This window comes from Mucilaginibacter kameinonensis (assembly GCF_003675385.1).
Taxonomy (GTDB): domain Bacteria; phylum Bacteroidota; class Bacteroidia; order Sphingobacteriales; family Sphingobacteriaceae; genus Mucilaginibacter; species Mucilaginibacter kameinonensis.
This window is the reverse complement of record NZ_RCWZ01000002.1, coordinates 495858-519016: the sequence shown is the minus strand read 5'-3', so window position 1 is coordinate 519016 and position 23159 is coordinate 495858. Positions and strand designations below refer to the sequence as shown.

General features: G+C 42.2%; 23 protein-coding genes. 17 read left to right on the top strand and 6 right to left on the bottom strand.

The features are described 5' to 3' along the window. Nucleotides 1-27: 27 nt before the first annotated feature. From EAH55_RS09210 to EAH55_RS09160, 11 genes are all read left to right on the top strand, one after another. Nucleotides 28-1902 carry a porin family protein gene (locus EAH55_RS09210; RefSeq protein WP_121809367.1) on the top strand — a complete coding sequence of 625 codons (1875 nt, stop codon included), beginning with the start codon at nt 28-30 and terminating at the stop codon, nt 1900-1902. Nucleotides 1903-1942: 40 nt separating this feature from the next. Beyond that, complete coding sequence (locus EAH55_RS09205) at nt 1943-3007, top strand: SPOR domain-containing protein (protein ID WP_121809366.1); 1065 nt, start codon at nt 1943-1945, stop codon at nt 3005-3007. Further along, a complete protein-coding gene (locus tag EAH55_RS09200; RefSeq protein WP_112567836.1) occupies nt 3004-3717 on the top strand; it encodes a MotA/TolQ/ExbB proton channel family protein in 714 nt (237 codons plus the stop codon). Before EAH55_RS09205 ends, EAH55_RS09200 begins: the two co-directional genes overlap by 4 nt. Further along, on the top strand, nt 3714-4115 hold the full coding sequence (locus tag EAH55_RS09195; RefSeq protein WP_091219820.1) for an ExbD/TolR family protein: 402 nt from the start codon (nt 3714-3716) through the stop codon (nt 4113-4115). Before EAH55_RS09200 ends, EAH55_RS09195 begins: the two co-directional genes overlap by 4 nt. 205 nt (nt 4116-4320) lie before the next feature. After that, complete coding sequence (locus EAH55_RS09190; RefSeq protein ID WP_090523406.1) at nt 4321-5139, top strand: energy transducer TonB; 819 nt, start codon at nt 4321-4323, stop codon at nt 5137-5139. 145 nt (nt 5140-5284) lie between these two features. Further along, nucleotides 5285-6595 carry a bifunctional folylpolyglutamate synthase/dihydrofolate synthase gene (locus EAH55_RS09185; protein WP_121810026.1) on the top strand — a complete coding sequence of 437 codons (1311 nt, stop codon included), beginning with the start codon at nt 5285-5287 and terminating at the stop codon, nt 6593-6595. Between the two features lie 171 nt (nt 6596-6766). Then, nucleotides 6767-7759 (top strand): L-glyceraldehyde 3-phosphate reductase, encoded by a 993-nt coding sequence (gene mgrA, locus EAH55_RS09180; RefSeq protein ID WP_121809365.1) that lies wholly within the window; start codon nt 6767-6769, stop codon nt 7757-7759. Between the two features lie 304 nt (nt 7760-8063). Continuing rightward, complete coding sequence (locus tag EAH55_RS09175; protein ID WP_121809364.1) at nt 8064-9041, top strand: Gfo/Idh/MocA family protein; 978 nt, start codon at nt 8064-8066, stop codon at nt 9039-9041. Next, a complete protein-coding gene (locus EAH55_RS09170; protein WP_121809363.1) occupies nt 9042-10019 on the top strand; it encodes a M48 family metallopeptidase in 978 nt (325 codons plus the stop codon). It begins immediately after the preceding gene. Continuing rightward, complete coding sequence (locus tag EAH55_RS09165) at nt 10004-11137, top strand: hypothetical protein (protein ID WP_121809362.1); 1134 nt, start codon at nt 10004-10006, stop codon at nt 11135-11137. Before EAH55_RS09170 ends, EAH55_RS09165 begins: the two co-directional genes overlap by 16 nt. Before the next feature lie 16 nt (nt 11138-11153). Beyond that, complete coding sequence (locus tag EAH55_RS09160) at nt 11154-11666, top strand: hypothetical protein (RefSeq protein ID WP_121809361.1); 513 nt, start codon at nt 11154-11156, stop codon at nt 11664-11666. Between the two features lie 58 nt (nt 11667-11724). On the opposite strand, the gene EAH55_RS30825 is transcribed toward EAH55_RS09160, so the two are convergent. Further along, entirely contained in the window at nt 11725-11901 is a 177-nt protein-coding gene (locus EAH55_RS30825) for a DUF6496 domain-containing protein (RefSeq protein ID WP_162996252.1), read from the bottom strand. Between the two features lie 273 nt (nt 11902-12174). On the opposite strand from EAH55_RS30825, the gene EAH55_RS09155 reads away from it, so the two are divergent. The 4 genes from EAH55_RS09155 (at nt 12175) to EAH55_RS09140 (ending at nt 16473) form a co-directional block, all read left to right on the top strand. Continuing rightward, nucleotides 12175-13269 (top strand): AI-2E family transporter, encoded by a 1095-nt coding sequence (locus EAH55_RS09155; protein ID WP_112567824.1) that lies wholly within the window; start codon nt 12175-12177, stop codon nt 13267-13269. Between the two features lie 362 nt (nt 13270-13631). Next, nucleotides 13632-14594: an MBL fold metallo-hydrolase gene (locus EAH55_RS09150; protein WP_121809360.1), complete on the top strand. Its 963-nt coding sequence runs from the start codon at nt 13632-13634 to the stop codon at nt 14592-14594. A gap of 18 nt (nt 14595-14612) precedes the next feature. Further along, nucleotides 14613-15497, top strand: a complete 885-nt coding sequence (locus EAH55_RS09145) for an alpha/beta hydrolase (protein WP_121809359.1) — start codon at nt 14613-14615, stop codon at nt 15495-15497. 88 nt (nt 15498-15585) lie between these two features. Further along, nucleotides 15586-16473: an alpha/beta hydrolase gene (locus EAH55_RS09140; protein WP_121809358.1), complete on the top strand. Its 888-nt coding sequence runs from the start codon at nt 15586-15588 to the stop codon at nt 16471-16473. A 142-nt stretch (nt 16474-16615) separates the two neighbouring features. On the opposite strand, the gene EAH55_RS09135 is transcribed toward EAH55_RS09140, so the two are convergent. After that, nucleotides 16616-17185: a tetratricopeptide repeat protein gene (locus tag EAH55_RS09135; protein ID WP_121809357.1), complete on the bottom strand. Its 570-nt coding sequence runs from the start codon at nt 17183-17185 to the stop codon at nt 16616-16618. A 61-nt stretch (nt 17186-17246) separates the two neighbouring features. Next, nucleotides 17247-17783: a GNAT family N-acetyltransferase gene (locus EAH55_RS09130; RefSeq protein ID WP_121809356.1), complete on the bottom strand. Its 537-nt coding sequence runs from the start codon at nt 17781-17783 to the stop codon at nt 17247-17249. Between the two features lie 214 nt (nt 17784-17997). Between EAH55_RS09130 and EAH55_RS09125 the strand changes: the two genes are divergently transcribed. Both EAH55_RS09125 and EAH55_RS09120 read left to right on the top strand, forming a co-directional pair. Beyond that, complete coding sequence (locus EAH55_RS09125) at nt 17998-19068, top strand: NADH:flavin oxidoreductase/NADH oxidase (RefSeq protein ID WP_121809355.1); 1071 nt, start codon at nt 17998-18000, stop codon at nt 19066-19068. Between the two features lie 115 nt (nt 19069-19183). Next, on the top strand, nt 19184-19603 hold the full coding sequence (locus EAH55_RS09120) for an OsmC family peroxiredoxin (protein ID WP_121809354.1): 420 nt from the start codon (nt 19184-19186) through the stop codon (nt 19601-19603). 141 nt (nt 19604-19744) lie between these two features. On the opposite strand, the gene EAH55_RS09115 is transcribed toward EAH55_RS09120, so the two are convergent. The 3 genes from EAH55_RS09115 to EAH55_RS09105 all read right to left on the bottom strand — a co-directional run bounded on the left by EAH55_RS09115 (nt 19745) and on the right by EAH55_RS09105 (nt 23145). Continuing rightward, nucleotides 19745-20095 (bottom strand): hypothetical protein, encoded by a 351-nt coding sequence (locus EAH55_RS09115; RefSeq protein WP_121809353.1) that lies wholly within the window; start codon nt 20093-20095, stop codon nt 19745-19747. Nucleotides 20096-20310: 215 nt separating this feature from the next. Further along, nucleotides 20311-21543: a cytochrome c3 family protein gene (locus EAH55_RS09110; RefSeq protein WP_162996797.1), complete on the bottom strand. Its 1233-nt coding sequence runs from the start codon at nt 21541-21543 to the stop codon at nt 20311-20313. Nucleotides 21544-21648: 105 nt separating this feature from the next. Next, a complete protein-coding gene (locus tag EAH55_RS09105) occupies nt 21649-23145 on the bottom strand; it encodes a RagB/SusD family nutrient uptake outer membrane protein (RefSeq protein WP_121809351.1) in 1497 nt (498 codons plus the stop codon). Nucleotides 23146-23159: the final 14 nt, after the last annotated feature.

Below are 23159 nucleotides of genomic sequence, written 5' to 3'. Positions count from 1 at the left end.
CAAAGAGTAATATAAAAAAGACAAGCAATGAACTCAAGATACACATATACGCTGCTTACCTTAATAATAGCATTATACTTTGTTCCTGCTCAGGCACAAACAAAGAAACCCGCGAAGAAAGCAACTGTAAAAACCGCTACTAAGAAACCGGCTGCCAAACCAGCGCCTAAAAAGGCTGCTCCCAAACCGGTAACTAAAAAAGCTACAGATAGCAAAGGCTTAGGTGATGCCGCTGCAAAAGCCGCGGCAGATACAACTAAAAAAGGCGGTGGCAACAACGCTAATAGCGCTGCCAACGGCGGCAGCTTATCAGAAGAGATTGTAGTGACCACAGCATATAAACCGGTACTGGCCGATGCGGTAAAAATCCGCCGTAACCCGGACCTGGAGGATAAAGTGCCTTTTAAAGCGCCATTAACCTATGCTCCTTTGGATAAACGCCAGGAGCAAAACTCCGAAATCAGGCAGCTGGATCCAATGAAAAGACCGGCTGAGCAGGATTCAATCTTAACTAACAACTATGCTAAAGTTGGTTTCGGAAATCTGAAGAGCATTTATGGCGAAGGTTACTTTGCAAATGGTCGTGACGAGGCTTTACAATTTGGCGGTTTTATCAAGCACCTATCGCAGTCAGGTTCGTTGCAAAAACAAACCCAGAGCCGCGATGACATTGGTGTATTTGGTAAAAGCATTATTGGCGATAACAACATTTCAGGTCGTATCAACTACAATCGTTTAGGTACCTATTTTTACGGTTATAACCAGGATGCTCCTGACAATAATTTTGTGCCAACCAAACAGCATTTCAACACCATTAATGGTGAGGTTGAACTGGCAAAAAACTATAAAGACGTTGAAAATGATTTCACCTATGCGGTAAAACTAAAAGGCTATGCTTTCAGCAATGCTTATAACGCACGTGAAAACAATATCGTGATCTCAGGTTTCCTGAACCAAACTGTTAAACAGTTTTACGCCGGCTTAAGTGGATCATTAGATTTGGCCACTCAGAAAGACAGCCTGTACAACCTTGGTAACAATATAGCAAGGATTAACCCTTACATCAAATTTCAGGGCGATAACTATAAGATTGATGCAGGCGTTAACATCGTTAAAGAATTTGGCGATTTTGGCAAATTTTACATTTTCCCGGCTGCCAAATTAGAGGTACAGGTAATTCCTAAATATGTACGCTTGTTTGTTGAAGCCAAAGGCGATGTAAACCGTTCTTCATTGCATGATTTTGCCATGATCAACCCATTCCTTGGCCAAAATATCAACATCAAAAACTCGGTTGATCAGCTGGATATCAGCGCCGGTTTAAAAGGTACCCTTGCTCCTGGCTTAAGCTTTAAAGCTGCCGTTTATCGCAACAGCATTAAAAACATGCCTTTAATGGTGAGTAATTTCTTAGCCGAAGGCAATAAGTTCACTGTTATTTATGACGATGGCAAAGCCCGCGTAAATGGCTTTAACGGCGAGTTGGACTTTAAAGCGACCGACGACTTTAACATTTTCGGCCGTGTTGAAATCAAAGATTACCAATTGGCATCAGAAAAGGAACCATGGAACCTGCCTAAATTTTTATTAACTGCAGGTACTTCAATACACATTGATAGCAAACTGACTGTTAGCGGTTCATTGCTTATCCGCGGATCAACTACCGATAGATTATTGGTATTAGATCCTACAAGCATTTCAAGTGGTTCACCGGTTTACAACCAGGTTAAACAACCAATTAAAGGCTTTGGCGATTTAAGTGGCAGTGTTGAATACAGGATCAATAGCAGGTTTTCGGTATTTGCCCAGGCTAATAATATCCTGAGCAGCTCATACCAAAATTGGTTGTACTACCCTAACTACGGATTTAATATATTTGGCGGTGTAGGCTACGCGTTTTAAGCCCTGTTTGATGTTTTAAAATTAACTGTATTTTTACCGGATGGATATAGCCAATTATTTAAGCGAACTACTTGGCCGGTACACTGAAGTAAGTGTACCCGGCCTGGGCTGCTTTTCGCGCCTCCGTGTAAATGGCTATTATGATGATGCCCAGGCAACATTGCACCCTCCCGGTCATAAACTGCATTTTGATCAGCAGCTAAAAGACGATGAGATACTGACGCGTTACATTGCCGAAAAAAAGAAGATCTCACTGGCATCATCCAAATATTTCACCGAAAAATATATCAACAGCCTTAAACAGGAGCTTGCCCTACGCGAAGTTCCTTTTGCCGAACTGGGTTGGTTTTATTTACAGGATGGAAAAGTAGCGTTCAGGGCGCAGGAACAGGGTATAGATCCTTTATTTTTTGGTTTGCCTGCAATTAAAATCAACAAGGTAAGCTATATACCGCCACCACCTCCGCCGCCGCCTTTACCAAGTGCAATACCGTTACAGCAAACTTTTACACCGCCACCGGTAGCTACAGTTCCGCTTAATAATGAGCCGGAGTATATTGCCGATGAGCCGGAAGTTGAACGCAGCTCAAACATCTGGATTATTATCGCGCTGGTAATAGTCGCCCTTGCCGCCGCGTTATTTGGCGTTTATAAATATAACCCGGCATTGTTACATCTTAATGACCGGGACACAACAGAACAACCAAAGGTTGAAACTCCGAAAGCAACTCCTGTAGTTAAACAGGATAGTACCCAAAAGGACTCAGTTCCGGCAACCGCAGATACGACCAAGGCAATTTCCAAACCTGTTGAAGCGTTAAATAAGCCAATCGCTAATGCTGATACGGTTGCAAAAACTGAATACGCTATTTTTTTAGGATCATTTAAAACGGAAACTAAAAGCGAAGAGGCTGTTAAAGACTATAAGAGAAAAGGCATTGATGCCCACATACTGAAAGGTCCAGGCACCGGTCCGCGTATTAAAATAATCATCGGAGGATTTGCATCATCTGATGAAGCTGAAACCGCGAGAAAAAAACTCGTATCACAAGGAAAAATAACTAAAGACACATACTCAAAACAAATTACTGATTCTACGAAATGACTTTATTATTAATACAGCAACTTACAGATACCGCCAAACATCTGGCAGACACCGCAAATCACGCCGTAACAACCGCAGCCGCACCTGTTGAAGAACTTCGTTTTGGCGACCTGCTGATTAAAGGTGGCTGGGTAATGATCCCGATAGGTATTTTGGCTGTATTGGGGCTGGTTATATTTTTTGAGCGTTACTTTACCATCCGTAAAGCATCACGCGACGAATCAAACCTGATGGTACAGGTTCGTTCAAGTATTCACTCTGGTAACCTTGAATCGGCTATTGCTATTTGCCGCAATAACAACACCCCGCTTGGCCGTATGTTACAAAAAGGCTTATTACGCATTGGTCGCCCGATAAAAGATATTGAAGGTGCTATCGAAAACGTTGGTAAGCTGGAAGTATCCAAGCTGGAAAAAAACATTGGTATTTTAGGTATCGTAGCCGGTATCGCGCCTATGTTCGGGTTCCTGGGTACTATTGCCGGGGTAATCAAGATCTTTTATGATATCTCAAAAACCGATAACATCAGCATGGGTGTAATTTCGGGCGGTTTATACGTAAAAATGGTGACATCTGCGGCAGGTTTGTTTGTAGGTATTGTTGCTTACGTATGCTACCATGTTTTAAATATGATGGTTGATAAAGTGATCCTGAAACTGGAAACCGATGCCATTGAATTTATTGACTTGTTAGAGGAGCCGAGCAAATGAATTTAAGGAAACGACACAGGGGCGCATCGGCAGAGGTACATACATCGGCAATGAACGATATTATGTTCTTCCTGCTGCTGTTTTTCCTCATAGCATCAACAGTTACCAACCCTAACGTTATTAAGCTGGTATTGCCTAAATCGTCAACCGGGCAATCGGTATCTAAAAAAACGATAACGGTATCGGTAACCAAGGACCTGAAATACTACGTAGATAAAAAAGAGATCCCGGTAGATGCCCTGCAAACCACACTGGCAGGCTATAAAAACCTGGCTACCGAACTTACCATAGTTTTATATGTTGATAAAACCGTAGCCATACAGGATGTAGTACAGGTAATGGACGTAGCACAAAAATTGAATATTAAACTGGTTTTGGCAACAGAACCTAAGGGATAACAGTGGCAGTTTCGGTTTAAGATTTGCAGTAGCTTATTGCAGTAAGTTACTGTAATTGTTTAAGCAAACTGCCACTTTGTAAAAGTAGCAGTTGCAGTTTGCAGTAGCAGTTACATTTTATGGCTTTGTAACCTTTTCAACTGCCGCTGTAAACTGCCACTGCTACTAAAAAAAACTGCTAATTAAAAATTGCACTAATTTAAAAATGGAGTACAGGGAAGAAAATAACTATCCGAAAGCATTTATAGCAACAGGCATTATTATGGCTGTGCTGATAGCGGCATGTTATTTTATTGTGTTTAAAAATCCACCGGTTGAAGAGAATGGCACCGGTGGTATTCTTGTAAACTATGGTACGGTTGATGAAGGTATGGGCGATGATTATATGAGCACAGAAGAACCTTCTGTAGCCGAAAAAGCTAATCACACCAAACCCGATAAGGTTACCGAATCAAAACCTACCGAAGAAAAACCGACTCCCGAAAGCAGCGAAAAAACTGTAGTTACTCAAAATAATGAAGACGCGCCGGAAGTAGCTGCACCTACAAAAAAACCAAGCCAGAATGTAGCTCCTACGCCACCGGTGAAAACACCTCCGGCCAAGCCTACGGTTAATCAAAATGCCTTGTACAAAGGCAAGGCCTCAACCGGTACTGGCGAAGGTGATGGTACTGGCAAAACTCCGGGTAACCAGGGTAAAACGACGGGTACTACCCTTACCAATAACTATAATGGCACAGGCTCAGGCAACGGCGGAAGCCTAAACATGGCGCAACGCAACTTTGTAAGCAGACCTTCTGTAAGCGACGATAACCGTCAAAGTGGTAAAATTGTGGTTGATATTAGGGTTGATAAGGATGGCAACGTAACTTACGCCCGTGCCGGCGCTCGCGGTACAACTATATCAGATGCTGGCCTGCTTCAAAAATGCGAAGACGCTGTAAAGAATTCTAAGCTAAATCCGCTCGATAACGCCCCTGACCAGCAACAGGGTACCGTTGTTTTTGTATTTAAGGTAAATTAATTCGGCGCGAGCTACTGGACCATAGTTCATGGTTCATAGTGACGTCGAAATAATATTACAATTACCCGTTGTCATTTACTAAGCTTCAGTACTATTTTTGCCTGGTCAAGTAGTAGTTCAAACTATGAACTATGAACCATCAACCATGAACTACGAACAAACCATCCAATACCTCTACACCCAGCTCCCCATGTTTACACGTGACGGGGCTTCGGCATTTAAGAAAGACCTTACCAATACGCTTGAACTTTGCAGGCGGCTGGATGATCCTCAGTACAAATTTAAAAGCGTACACGTAGGCGGTACAAATGGTAAAGGTTCAACGTCACACATGCTGGCTGCCATTTTGCAAACGGCCGGTTATAAAACCGGACTTTATACGTCTCCGCATCTTAAAGATTTTCGTGAGCGTATCCGTGTTAACGGTCAAATGATAAGCGAGCAAACAGTTATTGACTTTGTTGAGGATCATAAGGCCGATTTTGAAGAAATAGCTCCCTCCTTTTTTGAAATGACCGTAGCGCTTGCCTTTGACGTTTTTGCAAAGGAAAAAGTAGATATCGCCATCATTGAAGTAGGTTTGGGCGGCAGATTAGATTCCACCAATGTGATTACCCCGCTCCTGTCGGTAATTACCAATATTGGATGGGACCACATGAATATGCTGGGTAACACCCTCCCGCTTATAGCAGGCGAAAAAGCGGGCATAATTAAACCGGGCATTCCGATTGTTATAGGCGAGAAACAAGAAGAAGTAGCCAAGGTTTTCACTGATAAAGCGGGCGAAACTAATAGCAAAATCCGGTTTGCATCAGAACAATGGATCACAGAAAAGGTGAAAGGTGAAAAGCAAAAGGAGAAAGGTAACGCCGAATTATTGGAGCTCCACATCCAAAGTAAAAACTCCGAACTCAAGACTTACGACTTAGCGCTTGACCTCCCCGGCACCTATCAGCTTAAAAATATAAAAACGGTTTTATCTGCAATTGATGAGCTACGTGAGCAAGGTTTCACTATTTCCGACGATGATATACAAACAGCGCTAAAGCAGGTTAAAACCCTTACCGGCCTGCATGGCCGCTGGGAAACCTTAAGTCATGATCCACTTACCATTTGCGATATCGGGCATAACCCGGATGGTATTGAGGAAGTAATGAAAAATATCGCGTCTGTTAATTACAATCGTCTGCATATGGTTATCGGAATGGTGAACGATAAAGATACAGGTAAAGTATTGCCGATGTTTCCTAAAGACGCAACCTACTACTTCTGCAAACCGGACATCCCCCGCGGACTGGATGCTGAAACCATGAAAATTCAGGCACTGGCTCATGGTTTAACTGGAGAAGCCTACCCTTCTGTAAAAGAGGCACTACTATTGGCACAAAAAAATGCCGGTAGTGATGATCTGGTATTTGTTGGGGGAAGCACTTTTGTAGTAGCGGAGGTTGTATAGTCTGAACTCGAATTCATCGAATTAAAGAATTTATTGAATTCGATAGAAAACATTATTATTCTGTCTATTCAATAAATTCTTTAAAATTTCGGCCCTGATAAAAACTGTCAAAAATACCTTTATTAATTACTTAAAGTCCTATTTTTACTCGTCCAATCCTTACCTTAAAATATGACATATATCGCATCTGCCAATAGGTATCAAACCATGCAGTACCGTCGCTGTGGAAACAGTGGCATCAAACTTCCGGCTATTTCATTAGGCCTTTGGCACAATTTCGGTCATGTTGATGTTGCCGATAACTACCGCAAAATATTACATCTCGCTTTCGATAGCGGCATCACCCATTTTGATCTGGCCAACAATTACGGCCCTCCTCCGGGCTCGGCCGAAGAAAACTTTGGCAAGATCCTGAAAGAAGATTTCCGTGACTACCGCGACGAGCTCATTATATCGAGCAAAGCCGGTTATACCATGTGGCCCGGCCCTTATGGTGATTGGGGCTCAAAGAAATATCTTGTTGCCAGTCTTGATCAAAGCCTTAAACGTATGGGGCTTGATTATGTGGATATTTTTTATCACCATCGTCCTGATCCAAACACACCCCTTGAAGAAACCATGGCAGCGCTTGATCTGATCGTTCGCCAGGGGAAAGCTTTGTATGTTGGTATTTCCAACTACCCTGCCGAACTGGCTTCTAAAGCTATTAAAATACTTAAAGAACTGGGCACGCCATGTCTTATTCATCAACCCAAATATTCCATGTTTGAGCGCTGGGTTGAAGGTGGCTTGCTTAATGTTTTAGGTAATGAAGGTGTTGGCTGTATTCCTTTTTCGCCCTTAGCACAAGGATTGTTAACCGATAAATACCTGCACGGCATCCCTGAAGATTCAAGAGCAGCACGTCCAACAGGCTTCCTTCAAAAAGCCCACATCACCGACGAACGCTTGAGCCAGATAAGGGACTTGAGCAGTCTGGCAGTGCAACGCGGACAATCACTTGCCCAAATGGCACTTGCCTGGATTCTGAAAGACGAGCGCGTAACATCAGTATTAATTGGCGCCAGCAGGCCGGAGCAACTATCTGATTCGTTGAAAGCCCCGGATAACATCCAGTTTTCAGCAGAAGAATTAGCGAGGATAGAAGAAATTTTAGCCCCATAAAGGGCTACGCAAAAGAAGAATATTTTTGCCTCCTCAGGGTTCTCTCCGGGAGACCTTGAGGAAACTTAACATCACGGGCCCCCGCTGGGCCTCGTGTTAATAGCTCTAAAACGAACACATTTTTTGGCTCCGTAGGTGCCTCCTATTGAAATTTCAGGTCGGTTTTTTTGAAGTAAAATTCCAATTCAACAGAGCATCTAACGTCGACAATTTTATGCCGATCACCCTACAAAGGAGTATATCGTAATCACAAAAAAATACCTATTTTCAAGTCCCCCTTTACAGGGCGATTTAAAAGGCTAATATGAGTACAATAAACTGGGGTATTATAGGCTGCGGCAATGTAACCGAAAAAAAAAGCGGGCCGGCATTTAAAAAAGTAGAAGGCAGTAAGCTCGTGGCTGTTATGCGCCGCGATGCTGAAAAAGCGGCCGATTATGCTACACGCCATGGTGTTGATAAATGGTACAGCGATGCCGACGCACTCTTAAATGACCCGGAACTGAACGCGGTCTATATCGCTACTCCTCCTGCGTCGCACCTCAGCTATGCTATTGACGCACTAAAAAAAGGCTTTAATGTTTATGTAGAAAAACCGGTAACCCGCAATTCGGCCGAGGCAAAGGCTATGGCGGTAGCCGTAAGTGAAAGCAGCTCGAAACTTACTGTCGCGCACTATCGCAGGGCGTTGCCCATGTTTTTAAAAGTTAAGGAACTGATAGATACTCAACTTGTGGGCGATATTCGTACTGTACAGATCAGGATGTGGCAAAGCCGCAAACCCAGCCTGGTTGCCGATGTGGAAACCAACTGGCGTGTATTGCCCGAGCTATCAGGCGGCGGCTATTTCCATGACCTTGCCCCTCATCAGCTCGACCTCATGTTATATTTTTTCGGCGAGCCTGAAGTGTATCATGGTTTTTCGCTTAACCAATCAAATTCAACACCTGCCGACGATCATGTATGCGGCCAGATCCGGTTTAAAAATAAAGTAGTAGTTAATGGTTCATGGTGCTTTAATGTAGCCGAAAGCGAAACTACCGACACCTGCGAGATAGTTGGCACCAAAGGAAAAATAACATTCCCGTTTTTTGGCAACTATATCAGCTGGAAAACCGACACAGAGGAGGAAACCATAACTATTACCCATCCGGAGCATATACAACAGCCGTTTATCACAAAAATAATAGCTTACTTTAAAGGCGAAGGGCCTAACCCCTGCCCCATTGAAGAAGCTGTAACGCTGATGGATATCATCGACGCGTTTACCTTAAAGAAATAAATGAAAAACCTAACCTTATCGTATCCGCCCATGCCAGCAGGAGCTGATAAAAATGTAGTTAAGCCCTCAAAGGCTTTTAAAAAGTATGTGTACCTTTCAATAGGTGCCATTTTACTATTTATCTTAACTTATTTATTCCTTCTGTGTGGCTCATTGGCCATTGCCGTAGCTTTTGGTATGGTTGGCTATTACATTATACTGGCTGGTATTGGCTTTTGGGGCCTGCTATTGGGCATATCTCTTATGATAGCAGGTGTGTTGCTGGTTTATTTTGTGATTAAGTTCCTTTTTAAAAGATCCCGTACCGATTACTCCGGCATGATAGAAATAAACGCCGGGGATCAGCCCGAATTATTCCGCTTTATTAATCAGGTGACTGCCGAAGCTCAGGCGCCATCGCCCAAACGTATTTTTGTTTCACCAGAAGTAAACGCAGGAGTATTTTATACATCGAGTTTTTGGAGTATGTTTTTCCCGGTAAGGAAAAACCTTAATATAGGGCTTGGGCTTGTCAACAGTGTAAACATTTCAGAATTTAAGGCTGTAATGGCCCATGAATTTGGTCATTTTTCGCAACGAAGCATGAAGTTTGGCAGCTACATATACAACCTTAATAAAGTAATATATAACATGCTTTATGATAATGAGGGATATGGTAAGCTATTGAACCAATGGGCCCGGATTTATAATATGTTCAGAATGATGGCTATGCTGAACATCCAGATCATACGTGGGATCCAATTTGTTTTACGTAAGGTATATGGTGTTTTGAACAAGACCTACCTTGGTCTTTCTCGGGAGATGGAGTTTCACGCTGATGCCGTGGCGGCGTATGTTAGCGGATCAAACCAGGTACTAACCTCTTTAAAACGGATCGATATAGGTCATGCAAGCTATTCTACACTAATAAATTACCTAAACAGCAATTACACGATAATAAAAGGGTGGCTAATATGTACCCCATGCAGCAGGAAATAACCAGGCATTTTTCCTCGCTATATAAAACCCGCATCGATGCTGCCGGTTTACCTGTAATTACCGAAGAGATGATCACACCCAACGAAAGTGAAATCATAATCAGTAACCAGTGGGCATCACACCCTACAATCGATGACCGCGAACAACACGCCAAAAAGATTAACCTTATCACTCCAGACATTACCGAAACAGCCTGGTCGCTTTTCCAAAACGCAGAACAATTACAGGTTTTGCTTACCGATCAACTATACATATCGACAACAAACAAACCAACAAGCGTTTTAAATTTTGAGGCGTTTAAAAACGACTTTTACAGCACAATAACAGCAAACTCACTCAATGAACATTATAAAGGGTATTATGACGAAAGGAATATTACCCAGTTCGATGTAGAGGAAACAGTGTTATCAACTTCAGGCTATCTTATTGTTAACATCAACAATATCTTAACAGATGAAAACTGCAACCTTCCAAAAGCTATAGCAGATAAGCAAAAGGACGTTACCCTACTTGATCAATTAACTGAAGTACGAACAGATATTAAAACATTTGATTTCAGAGGTAGTAAATACCAGAGACTTGATGCCTACCAGATACAGGCAATACTTAATGAAGAAATAGCCCGAGCTGACGAGAAAATTAAGAATTTAGATCGCGAGATCTTTATTTACTACTATAACGCGGCAAAATCTGATACCGATCGTGAGATGCTGATTAGCAAATACAAACAACTATTTGCTTTACAGACCGATGCTTTAGTTGACTACGACCTGATTAATAACATAATGTACGAATTTAACAAGGTATATAATCCGATGCCTGTAGAAAGCATTATCCGCACTTTGGGAAATGTAAGCAGACACGAGCAAAAAATAAAACCCCGAATATCTCAAATATTAGCTGATGATGTAACCAGGCCATACTTTAATGATGAACAGACTAAAATATTGGAGTCCTATATAACCGGTAACTACGTTTACTATTACGAACCAACTTATGATAATGAAGCGATAAACAAGTTTAATAATGCCATAGATACTTACTTTTCCGGCATTGCCAAACGCAATTTTGAAATCAAGAAAAGTCTGCTTAATTTTCAGCTTACACTAATTAGTTAAACTTATCCTAATCACAATGAAAAAGATCATTATCCTGCTTGTAGCAATAGCAGCCTTTGCCTTTACAGCAAAAGCCCAGACATTCCACGTTCCTGAAAATTATACCTTGAAAGAAAAGGCAGACTACGCCAAATACGAAGAAGATGTAATTAAAGGTATTGATTGGCTTCAGGACACGCCTTGGGCGCTTGAAGAACAAAAGCGCATGGAAACCAACGCTTTCCTGATGAAATGGATACAGGGCAGCCCCTCAGTAAACATCGAAATTAACAACAGCGTTGCAAAAATGACCGAAAAGAATCCGCAGTTGATCATGACCTTTATGGGCGGCTTTACCAAATATGCTTTGCAAAACAAAAATGCCTTTGATAAAAACAAGGCAAACCAGGCAGGTGTAAAATCAGTTATTGATAAATATGTTCTTGAAACAGATCATAAAAGCAACAGCCTGCTTAACAAGCTAACCAAAATTGATAAAGAAGGTAAACTGGCCGATTGGATGGCTTCAGATTTCAATAAAGCGAAATAGTGAGAATCGGGCTCATTGAAAAACTCGTAACCATTTTCAATGAGCCTATATCCCGTTATCAACTTTTCTTTTTAGGCACCTTGGCCCCCTCTTTCCTGGCCTCGGAAAGCCCTATCGCTATAGCCTGTTTTTTGCTGGTTACTTTTTTACCGCTCCCGCTTTTCAGCTTACCTTCCTTCATTTCGTGCATGGTTTTCTCAACCTTTTCCCCGGCCTTTTCTGAATACTTTGCCATAATGTTAATTTTTAAGTAAGTGACATTATTACAATGCAAAATATTTGCCAAAATGTAAATTAATAGCAGCGGCAGGTGTTAGTGGTAGTTTATTCATCCTGCTACAGCAGTAAAACTGCTACTTAAAATTGCAACCGTTACTAAGTCAGCCGGTATCGATAAGTCAAATGTTTGAAGCCTTTTCATTCCCCTGTTTCCAATTATTTATTATCTTCAAAACATCTGAAATAATTGCGTGTTAAGCCATCATAAAATAGCCCAACATTTGCCCATATGCCAACAAAAAAACTCTTAGCCCCATTTTACGAACGTCTTGCTTTAGTACTTATCGGCTTCATCGCCCTGGGCTACCTGGTTATTGTGGGTAAAGACCTGCTCGATCCCATGATCTTTGGTTTCATATTCGCGATACTCCTGCTTCCTGTATGCGAGTTTTTGGAAAAAAAACTGAGGCTTCCCCGCAGCATGGCTTCACTGGTTTCAATCCTGCTATTGGTTGGAGTAATCGCGGGAATCCTATACCTTGTTGGCTCACAGATCTCCAATATGGCCAATGACTGGCCTATGCTTCAAAAGCAGGTTAAACAATCCATACAGGACCTCCAGGAATGGATCCAGCATGCTTTTCACGTTAACGCCGCCAAACAAATGGCCTACGTGGATGACACAGCTAAAAAACTGATGGAATCGGGTACCGATGTATTGGGTACCACCTTCGGAGCAATTTCATCGCTGATGTTATTTTACGTGTTCATCCTGATCTTCACTTTTTTCATATTGCTGTACAGGCGTTTACTTATTCGTTTTATAGTATGGGTTTTCAGGGATGAAAACGAGCACGTGGTAATGGACATTGTTGAAAATATTCAAAGCATTCTAAGGCAATATATTTTAGGCCTGTTATTGGAGATGGTAATAGTTGCCGGCGTGGCCATAACCGTTTTCTGGATGATAGGTATAAAATACGCAGCATTGCTGGGCATCATTGTAGGGCTTTTCAATATCATCCCTTATATTGGCATCTTTACAGCCCTGCTGCTAAGTACCGTAATTACTTTTGCTACTGGCAGTCTCAGCAATACTATAACAGTTGCGGTAAGTGTTATTGGTATTCACGCGGTAGACGCTAACTTTTTGCTGCCTACTATTGTTGGTTCAAAGGTAAGGCTCAACGCGCTGATCTCATTTATTGGCATCATTCTGGGTGAAATGATCTGGGGACTTTCGGGTATGTTCCTTTCAATTCCAGTTATTGCCATATTCAAAATTATATTTGACCGGATAGAGACGCTTAAACCATGGGGATATTTGTTAGGAGGTGATTATGAGTACAAAAAATCAGCGGCAAAGGCCATGAAAACAGAATAAAATTCCTAAAAGGAGTAACCAATGGTTATAAACTTTCGTTTAAATAAACTAAACTTCTAAGTTTGCGAAACTATTGATACCCCTATTATAATGGAAATTGTTAGAAATACCCCTCGCGCTGTTTACAAGTGTAAAAAGTGCAACGAGCCTTTACAAAACAGGCGCAAACGCGGCTTGTTATTAAAAACGGCCTTATTTTGGCTTCCTATCCGTAAGTTTTTTTGCGAACGCTGTCTTAAAACACGTTACGTTATGTAACCAAACGCTATAACTGTTTATAAAAACAGGCAGCATTTTACTTTGATTATTTAGGCATATCCTTAATTTAGTAGCGTAGCACATTAAAGCTAAACTACCTAAAAATGAATTTCAAGCGTAAATTACTGCCGCTTTTATATATTTTACTATTCCCTGCAATTGTATCAGCACAAACATCAAAAGGCACGGCTTTTAAGCTTGTTCCTTTAGGGGTGTTGGGAGGTATCGATGAAAGTAATCTGTCGGCTTATATGCTTGCGCCTGCAGGCAGTAATAATTATATCTGCCTTGACGCCGGAACACTATACTATGGTATTAAAAAGGCCGTAGCCAATAAAAGTTTTAATGTACCTGCAAGTACTGTAATGAGGCAGTACATTAAAGGATATTTTATATCCCATTCGCATCTTGACCATATTGCCGGGCTTATCATCAACTCGCCCGAGGATAGCACCAAGAATATCTACGCACTCAACGATTGCATTGAAACCATAAAAACCCACTACTTTACCTGGAAAAGCTGGGCCAACTTTGCTGATCAGGGTGAAACTCCCGCCCTTAAAAAATACCACTATAAAGTATTAGAGCCTGGCGCAGAAACAGCTATCGAAAATACCGAACTTAAGGTACAAGCATTTCCGCTTAGTCATTCCAATTTAACAAGTACTGCCTTTTTAGTAAATAGTAACGATAATTACTTGCTTTACCTGGGCGATACCGGTCCGGATGAAATTGAAAAAAGCAGTAATATGCAAAACTTGTGGCAGGCCATTGCTCCATTGGTAAAAAGCAAAAAACTGAAAGCTATATTAATTGAGGTGTCTTTCCCTAATGAGCAGCCAGATAAAACCTTGTTCGGCCACCTTACCCCAAAATGGCTGATGGCCGAGATGAATAAACTGGCCTCATTTACTGGTAATGATGCTCTTAAAGGTTTAAATATTGTGGTAACGCATTTAAAACCACCAGTTACCAGCATCGGTAAAATTAAAGTCCAGCTAAAGGAAGCCAATAAATTACAGCTAAACCTGATATATCCGCAACAAGGCAAAGCACTTAATTTTTAAACCTGAAATATCTGCACTATGAAAATACTAAAACCTGCTTTTTTATTTCTGCTGATGATAGGCAGCTTCAGTTTGTTTGCTCAGCAGGGCAAAGTACTTGAGGAGCAAAACATAAAAAGCAAAATTTTAAAGCGCAGCGTCAACTACGCGGTGTACCTTCCCCCCGATTATGAATCCGCCAATCGTAGTTACCCGGTAGTTTACCTGTTACACGGCTATACCGATGACCATACGGGCTGGCTGCAATTTGGAGAAGTTAACCGCTATGCCGATAAGGCCATTGCCGATGGCACTATCCCGCCAATGATCATAGTAATGCCTAATGCCGATTCGAGCTGGTACATCAACTCCTACGATGGTAAGGAAAAATATGAGGACTTTTTTATCAAGGAGTTTATGCCTCATGTTGAAAAGATATTTCGCGTTAAAGCCGAGAAAAAATATCGCGGCGTAGCGGGTCTTTCGATGGGCGGTTATGGTACGTTGATCTATACACTTAAACATCCTGACCTGTTTGCGGCAGGAGCGGCTCTAAGTGCCGCCGTATTTCCAGATGATCAATTGATCAGCACTCCAGACGATACTTATGATAAGATATTCGCCCAGCTTTATGGCCGGGGCTTAAAAGGGAAAGACCGGGTTAACAATGCCTGGCAAAGCAATTCGGTTTTAAATATGGTGCAAACCAAAACTACCGATGAACTTAAAAGTGTCAGGTACTGGATAGACTGCGGTGATGAAGATTTCCTGAGCAAAGGCAATTGTTTGTTGCATATCGCCCTTACTGAAAAAAATGTACCGCATGAATTCCGGGTGCGCGACGGAGCCCATACCTGGACTTACTGGCGTACCGGTATCATCAATGCGCTGGCATTTATTGGAGATAGCTTCAGACAGAAATAATTAGGTAGATGTGCAGATTTCAGATGTGCAGATATGCAATTGAATATTTCAAATCTGCAATTGGCCATTTAATTGATTTTACAAGAATATGAGTACTATAAAAAGGATTTTGCTGCTTTGCTTACTATCTATTTCGGTAAGTGCATTTGCGCAAACTACCGGCAAAGTGATTGAGGAACAATACGTAAAAAGCGATATTTTAAATCACAACGTAAAATACGCTGTCTACCTGCCTGCCGATTATGAAACATCCAACCGCACCTACCCGGTGGTATACCTGCTGCATGGCTACGGTGATGATCATACCGGCTGGCTTCAGTTTGGAGAAGTTAACCGCTATGCTGATAAAGCCATTGCCGATGGTACTATCCCTCCAATGATCATTGTTATGCCCGATGCAGGAACAAGTTGGTACATCAATGCCTATAATGGCAAACAGAGTTACGAAGATTTCTTTTTTAAAGAGTTTATACCGGCTATCGAAAATGAGTTCCGGATCAAAGGCACCAAACAATATCGCGGTGTAGCCGGTCTTTCTATGGGTGGTTTCGGCACTTTGGAGTACAGCATAAAACATCCCGACATGTTCTCTGCAGCAGCAGCTCTAAGCGCGGCCGTACGCACCGATGAAGATTTTATGGCGGTGACTGATGAACGCTGGAAAGAAGCATACAGTAAAGTATTTGGCCCCGAGCTTAAAGGGAAAGAACGCCTTAATGCTACCTGGCAGGCTAACTCTATATTAGGGCTGGTGCAAATCAAAACGACCGACGAACTTAAAAGCGTTAGGTACTGGATAGATTGCGGTGATGACGATGCCCTGAGCAAAGGAAATAGCCTGCTGCATATAGCCTTAACAGAAAAGAAAGTGCCCCATGAGTTCCGCATCCGTGATGGCGCCCACAACTGGACTTACTGGCGCACCGGTATTACCGACGCGCTGGCATTTATTGGGGATAGTTTCAGGCAAAAGTAAGAGAAATCCTTAATCAACCATGTCATTGCGAATGAAGCGTGGCAACCGCACGGAAGCTTAGCGGCTCTGTATGGTATGCGATTGCCGCGTCCCCCCAAAAGGCACTACCCGCAAGGCTCCTCGCAATGACATATTTTTTATATCAATCACTCAAAATATCCTCACACTTCCCTTTCAAAGCTTTTAATCGTTTATCCAAGCCGCTTAACCCAACATCGTCTCCGATGTTTTTGTAAAGCGTTTTTATAAGGGCAAGGGTACTATCGTCAGCATCGCAGGCCTGGGCTTTTTCTAATTGTGGTAGTGCTTTCTTAGCGGCTTTAATATATTCAGCATCGGCAGATGGACTGCTCAGTGGCTTATCCGCATCCGGGAAATTTTTGAGATACAGGTATCCTAAAGCACGGTGGGCCACATAATAATCAGGTTCGGCAGCAATAACCCGCTCATATAAAGGTATGGCGTTTACGCTTTGATCATCATCTTCATAAAGCCTGGCCAGTGAATTGAAAAAATTGATTTTTACTTTGGCAGAAAGCTTAGCCGTATCCTGCATGATCTGCCGGGATAAATCCATCGCCTTATCCTGTTCACCCTGCAAGCGCGCCAGGTTAAAGTCGAGATATTTATTGTAGGCATCTTCGGCCGTTTGAGCGTATACTGATGTAACACTCACTAATAAAATTATGGCTACCACTATTTTCCTGAACATGATTACGGGCTTGGTTTTAGCTATAACGCCGAAAAAATTGGTTTAATATGAAGCCACCAGTCTATAAAACTTTGAACATCTTAACCAAAGGCAATATCACACCATCGGGCATAGGCTGATCAATATTTTCCATTGCTCTATAACCCATGGCTTCATAAAGCGGTACACCGGGCAATGTAGCACCCAATTGCAGGCTTTTAAAGCCATTGTTTTTGACTGCTGTTTCACAAACCTTCATGATGTAACTTCCAACTCCCTTCCGGGCGTAATCAGGATGAACAAAAAATGCCCTGATCCTTGCAGCATCATGTTCGGGGTCAAGCAGCGGATCTTCAATTTCTTTATGCTGATCGCCGCCATACAGGGTGTTGCGTTTACTCCAGCCGCCGCAGCCAACTGTGATGCCATCTATTTCAGCAACGTGATAGGTTCCGTCAATAACCAGCTGGGTATCTACTCCAAAAATGTATTTAATAGCGCTTTCAATTTGTTGCTGGTTATAATAATTGGTGCTTAACCCACGAACCGAAAAGGCGATCAGTTCCTGCAGTTCGGGTATATCATCAAAGGTTGCTAAACGTGTAGTAATTGCAGACATGCCGGTAAATGTAATACTTTAGCCAACAGTTCAACATTCGGCATCAAATAATTACCTGATTCTGAAAATTCAATACCTCTGTAAATTATGATTCAGACAGATTTTTCTCCCCAAACCTCACCGTAAAATCATTTTATCCGGGCTATAAATATTTTACAAAAACCGTACATGCACACTGCTTGTTAGTGAGCATATTTGTAAAAAAACAAAAAGTATGTCTACACTTTTTTCTCCTCTGAAAATAAAAAACATCGAACTTAAGAACCGCGTCGTAGTATCACCTATGTGCGAATATTCAAGCCAGGACGGCTTTGCTAACGACTGGCACCTTGTACACCTTGGCAGTTTTGCTACCGGAGGTGCGGCAATGATCATTACCGAAGCCATTGCTGTATCGCCCGAGGGCCGCATTACCTATGCCGATCTGGGTTTATACAAAGACGAACATATTGAGAAATTAAAACAGATCACTGATTTCGTCAAAGCGCAGGGCGCTGTTCCTGGTACGCAATTAGCTCATGCCGGTCGCAAGGCCAGCCATCAAAGGCCCTGGGATGGCGGTAAACAAATACCATCTGATCAGCCCCACGGTTGGCAAAGTGTTTCGGCAAGTGCCGTTTCTTTTACTGAAACTGAAGAAGCTCCAATAGCGTTGGATAAGGCAGGTATTGAAAAAGTGAAAGCTGATTTTAAAGCCGCAGCTGTAAGGGCAATAGCCGCAGGTTTCCAGGTAATTGAACTGCATGGCGCCCATGGTTACCTGATCAACCAGTTTCTTTCGCCATTCAGCAATCAGCGTACCGACGAATATGGCGGCAGTTTTGAAAACCGGATCCGCTTACTGTTGGAGATTATTGAAGATATCAAGCAGGTATGGCCCGAAGAAAACCTGCTATTTGTACGTATTTCGGCAACCGAATGGGTAGACGGTGGCTGGAGCGTCGATGATTCAGTAACTTTGGCCAAAATCTTAAAAGATAAAGGCGTTGACCTTGTAGACTGCTCAACAGGCGGCAACATACCAAATGTTAAAATTCCATTAATACCAGGTTATCAAGTTGAATTTGCTGAGAAAGTTAAAAAAGAAAGCGGTATACTTACAGGTACGGTAGGTTTGATCACCAAATCTGACCAGGCCAATGAAATTATAAAAAATGAACGTGCCGATCTGGTGTTTTTTGCAAGGGAAATGCTCCGCGATCCGCATTTTGCCCTACGCGCGGCACATGAACTTGGCGAAGAAATAAAATGGCCGGTACAATATGAGCGGGCCAAATGGCATTAATTGGTTAATGGCTAATAGTTCATGGTTCATAGCAAAACCTAAAACTATTACCTAAAAATCAAACCATGAACTATGAACCATAAACTATGAACTAAATACACAAAAACCACACACTATGAAACGTACAGCAAACGCCCATTGGAACGGTACATTACAGGCAGGTCAGGGAGAAATCACTACCCAAAGCACTGTATTAAACAAAACCCAGTATTCATTTAAAACCCGCTTTGCCGATGGCATTGGCACCAACCCTGAAGAGTTATTGGCTGCTGCCCATGCAGGCTGTTTCACTATGGCTGTTGGCGCTGCTTTAACCCAGGCAGGCTTCACACCTAACGACCTAACTACTGATGCTATCCTTGATCTGGATATGCAGGCTTTAGAAGTAACCGGTATTCTTTTGCAATTAAAAGGAGCGGCAATTGACGGTGTGTCTGAAGAGCAGTTTAAAGAAATTGCAGAAGGCGCTAAAGCTAATTGCATTATTTCAAAAGCATTGAGCGTGCCAATTAGTTTAGAAGTTACTTACGCTTAATTTCGTTCAATAGAGCAATAAAAAGGGGATTGTGCAGTGCACAATCCCCTTTTTATTTTATCCCGGATACCATAAAGCCGCCGGTTTCGCTCCCGGCGGCTTTTCAGCACAATATTTAATTAGGGGTAAAATAAGCGATATTTATAGCATAAATACCAGCAACATGGTAATATGTACCAAAACGCTGAATGCAAACAAACCGAGTAAGCTCCGGATGCCTAAACCACCCATGCCGGCTATAATGTTACCAAAGAACAGGACAAGTGTAACAGCCAGTATAGCTATCGGAGCATTATAGTAATAAAGCAAAAAAGCAGGTATAGGTAAAAAAAGAACACCCTGTGAAACAAGAGAAAACATAAACCAGATGGTTTTATTAGGAGCCTGGCTATCGGCAAAGGCTATTAGTTTAGTCCAGATATTGTTATTGGCTTTAGCAGTATTGGTATTTGCAGCGGTCCATTCAGGAGCATTTATTTTTAAAGTTGCCATGATTGTTATCTTTTATTGATACAAAGATGGCCTGAACGGCTCAGTTGTACCATGACGATAGCGCGTTCAAAAAGTGATCGTAATCACTTTTAGCACAAGTCACGTTCCTCAGAAAAAAAATGTCATTGCGAGGCACGAAGCAATCGCATGCTATACAGGGCAGTCGTACTTCTTTGCAATGATATAACCCTTGTTTATTTACAAGGCAAAAGCTCTTACCTGGCTGTATTCAGAAATGCAAGGATCTTCTTGGTCTCGTTTGGATAAATAGCGATGCGATGGGTACGCACCAGGTAAGGTGATGAACTTTTACCCGAAGTATCATTAACGGCAATAGTATTTGATGGCTTAAGCGGCATGTGGCAGTCAATACAATTATTTTGCATCATGGCACTTAATTTAGGTGCAACCTTACACAGGTTATGATTGGCTTCGGTGTGGCAGTTCATACATTTTTTAGAGTACAGCGCAAGATTACCGCCGTTATTTACATGCGTGTTATGACAGGTACTGCAATCCATATTGCTCATTAAATAACACTTGCTGGTGGTCAATAGCCCGTTCTGGTTACCATGCACATCAAGCGAAGCCGCGTTGGTTTGTATATTTAAATAATCGGGCTCCTTGAAGCGGGCCAGGGTATCCCCCATCTTAAATTTAAAGGTTGATAGCTGGAACGCCTGTTTACTGCTTGAATGACACACCCCGCAGGCATCCATTTTTTGAGCTCGTGTAAGCGATGCAAAACGGGTGATATATTTAGCGGTCTTTTCTTCGGGATAAGCCTCGTGATAATTTACGTGGTTGGCTGCCGGACCGTGGCAGCGTTCACAGTCGATACCATAAATAATCGAAGCGGGTTCAAACTCGATCTTGCGATTTTGCAGATCTATATTTTGTTGGGATGCCTGCCTGATAAATGATGCATGGCACTCAAAACATCTTTGCAAAATTGGCCGGTTAAAATCCGGCTTAGTACCATCATAACCGGGGCTGTTAGCCCAGCCATGTACCGTATTAAAGTAAGATACCGGCAATTCAAACAACTGCTTATCCTGCCAGTACATATAGGTTTGCGCCTTGGTTACCCCAAAAGTGATATCCATTTTATGGGCAACAGTTTCTTTATTGTTGGTATAGCTTACCTGGTAAAGCTCGCCGTTACGCTTTTCCATTTTAACAACAGTGCCATCGGCATATTGCAGCGTGTTATTATGAGGGTCGAAACTTCCGTGTACAATTTCGGCAGATGTTGGCCGCGAAGAAAGATAGTGCGCTGTATGCAGATAACTATCATAAACGTCCTTATGGCATTTCTGACAACTTGCCGATCCCGCGAAGATCTCAGCTCTTTGATCCTCCGGTTTGTCGCTAAAGCACTGTACCAGTAAGAAACTCAAAGGAATCAGTAACGACAAAGCCAAAAAGAATGTGCGCTGCTTAAGCATAATAGTACGTGTAAAAATTGACGAGGCAATGTGATACCCCTCCATATAAAGATAAAAAGGCTGCCATGTAACATGACAGCCTTTTTATTAATTAAACAGGTTAAATTAATAACCCGGGTTTTGTTTAAGCTTTGTACCGTTAAGCGTTTCGTTTAACGGGATAGGCAATATCTCGTTCACGCCTGCTTTAAAGTTTTTAAATGCAAGTACACTTGGCGCCTGTCCCCAGCGTACCAGGTCAAACCAGCGGTGGCCTTCAGTAGCCAGCTCAAGCCTTCTTTCATCATAGATGTTTTGAAGTGTAGCGGGTTTTGAAGCTAAGCCAACACGGGCACGTACAGCATCAAGCAAAGTTTGCGCACGTCCCTGATCGCCGCCACCATTCAATTCTGCTTCAGCTTCCATCAGGTAGGTATCAGCCAAACGGATCTCAATATAGTCGTTAGGCCAGTTCAAATCGGTGGTACCGGTTGTAACTTTGTTAGCCAACACCGGTGCATACTTTTGGATAAAGTAACCGGTATTCTGATAACTTGGTGAATAGCTTGTTTTAGTAGCTTTTGTTAAACTATCGATATTAACAACAGTATAGCCATAACGCGGGTCGCCTTTTAAGGCGGTAGCCAGCTGCGTTGTAACCGGATTAAAACCATAACCACCACTGTAATATATCGGGCCTGTATAGCTACGCGGACCAATCATTTGTGTATAAATGTTTGATTTAAATTGGTTCCAGTTGCTCCAGGTATAGCTTTGTGAACCTGAGTGAACCAATTCAAAAATCGACTCGCTGTTGAATTTATTTGTCGGGCTGAAAATAGCACCGTAATTAGTTAACAGTTTATAGCCATAATTAGTATTCACATCTTTCAGCATGGTAGCTGCATCGGCCCATTTCTTTTCATACAGATAAACTTTACCCAATAAGGCCTTAGCTGCGCCTTGTGTTACACGGCCGCCATCACTTGTAGGTACAGTAGCAGGTAAACCCGGGATAGCCGCTTTCAAATCGTTTTCAATTTGAGTATAAACAGCTTCAGGAGTAGCTTGTACCTGGTCGTATACGTTAGTCAGGTTTAATGAATTAAGGATCAACGGCACATTTTTAAATAACCTTACCAGGTCAAAATAATAGTGTGCACGTAAAAACTGACCTTCAGCAGTATAACGCTTTAACAAATCAGCGCTTAAGCCTGGTACTTTAGGCAAATTTTCAAGCAATACGTCGGTACGGTTAACACCCTGAAAGTTGATAGCCCAAAACTGGTTTTGCGGTCCTTGTGCCGGTGTAAGTGTATAGTTGTTGATCACCTGCCAAGGGGTAACGTCTGATGCGCTACCACCGCCTGCAAAGCAATCATCAGAAGCTGAGTTTAATGCACCAAGGGGATCTGAATAGGTATTGTCGATACCACCGGTTTCAGTTACCAAAGGGTCATAAGCAGCAATTACCGCTGCAAAAGCCTCATCGGGGTTTGCATAATAGTTTGATTCTAAGAACTGCCCTTTAGGTTGCAGTTCAAGGAATGATTTTTTGCATGATACCATGGCACCCATTCCCATCAACGCCAGCCCTGTATATATAATATGTTTCGATTTCATGATAATTGTAATTT

Bases quoted from the DNA above. Each gene is read 5' to 3' on its own strand.
- EAH55_RS09205 (WP_121809366.1), top strand. From the start codon at position 1,943: ATGGATATAGCCAATTATTTAAGCGAACTACTTGGCCGGTACACTGAA.
- EAH55_RS09195 (WP_091219820.1), top strand. From the start codon at position 3,714: ATGAATTTAAGGAAACGACACAGGGGCGCATCGGCAGAGGTACATACA.
- EAH55_RS09165 (WP_121809362.1), top strand. From the start codon at position 10,004: ATGCAGCAGGAAATAACCAGGCATTTTTCCTCGCTATATAAAACCCGC.
- EAH55_RS09210 (WP_121809367.1), top strand. From the start codon at position 28: ATGAACTCAAGATACACATATACGCTGCTTACCTTAATAATAGCATTA.
- EAH55_RS09170 (WP_121809363.1), top strand. From the start codon at position 9,042: ATGAAAAACCTAACCTTATCGTATCCGCCCATGCCAGCAGGAGCTGAT.
- EAH55_RS09140 (WP_121809358.1), top strand. From the start codon at position 15,586: ATGAGTACTATAAAAAGGATTTTGCTGCTTTGCTTACTATCTATTTCG.
- mgrA (WP_121809365.1), top strand. From the start codon at position 6,767: ATGACATATATCGCATCTGCCAATAGGTATCAAACCATGCAGTACCGT.
- EAH55_RS09105 (WP_121809351.1), bottom strand. From the start codon at position 23,145: ATGAAATCGAAACATATTATATATACAGGGCTGGCGTTGATGGGAATG.
- EAH55_RS09145 (WP_121809359.1), top strand. From the start codon at position 14,613: ATGAAAATACTAAAACCTGCTTTTTTATTTCTGCTGATGATAGGCAGC.
- EAH55_RS30825 (WP_162996252.1), bottom strand. From the start codon at position 11,901: ATGGCAAAGTATTCAGAAAAGGCCGGGGAAAAGGTTGAGAAAACCATG.
- EAH55_RS09125 (WP_121809355.1), top strand. From the start codon at position 17,998: ATGTCTACACTTTTTTCTCCTCTGAAAATAAAAAACATCGAACTTAAG.
- EAH55_RS09200 (WP_112567836.1), top strand. From the start codon at position 3,004: ATGACTTTATTATTAATACAGCAACTTACAGATACCGCCAAACATCTG.
- EAH55_RS09135 (WP_121809357.1), bottom strand. From the start codon at position 17,185: ATGTTCAGGAAAATAGTGGTAGCCATAATTTTATTAGTGAGTGTTACA.
- EAH55_RS09130 (WP_121809356.1), bottom strand. From the start codon at position 17,783: ATGTCTGCAATTACTACACGTTTAGCAACCTTTGATGATATACCCGAA.
- EAH55_RS09110 (WP_162996797.1), bottom strand. From the start codon at position 21,543: ATGCTTAAGCAGCGCACATTCTTTTTGGCTTTGTCGTTACTGATTCCT.
- EAH55_RS09160 (WP_121809361.1), top strand. From the start codon at position 11,154: ATGAAAAAGATCATTATCCTGCTTGTAGCAATAGCAGCCTTTGCCTTT.
- EAH55_RS09150 (WP_121809360.1), top strand. From the start codon at position 13,632: ATGAATTTCAAGCGTAAATTACTGCCGCTTTTATATATTTTACTATTC.
- EAH55_RS09155 (WP_112567824.1), top strand. From the start codon at position 12,175: ATGCCAACAAAAAAACTCTTAGCCCCATTTTACGAACGTCTTGCTTTA.
- EAH55_RS09120 (WP_121809354.1), top strand. From the start codon at position 19,184: ATGAAACGTACAGCAAACGCCCATTGGAACGGTACATTACAGGCAGGT.
- EAH55_RS09115 (WP_121809353.1), bottom strand. From the start codon at position 20,095: ATGGCAACTTTAAAAATAAATGCTCCTGAATGGACCGCTGCAAATACC.
- EAH55_RS09175 (WP_121809364.1), top strand. From the start codon at position 8,064: ATGAGTACAATAAACTGGGGTATTATAGGCTGCGGCAATGTAACCGAA.
- EAH55_RS09185 (WP_121810026.1), top strand. From the start codon at position 5,285: ATGAACTACGAACAAACCATCCAATACCTCTACACCCAGCTCCCCATG.
- EAH55_RS09190 (WP_090523406.1), top strand. From the start codon at position 4,321: ATGGAGTACAGGGAAGAAAATAACTATCCGAAAGCATTTATAGCAACA.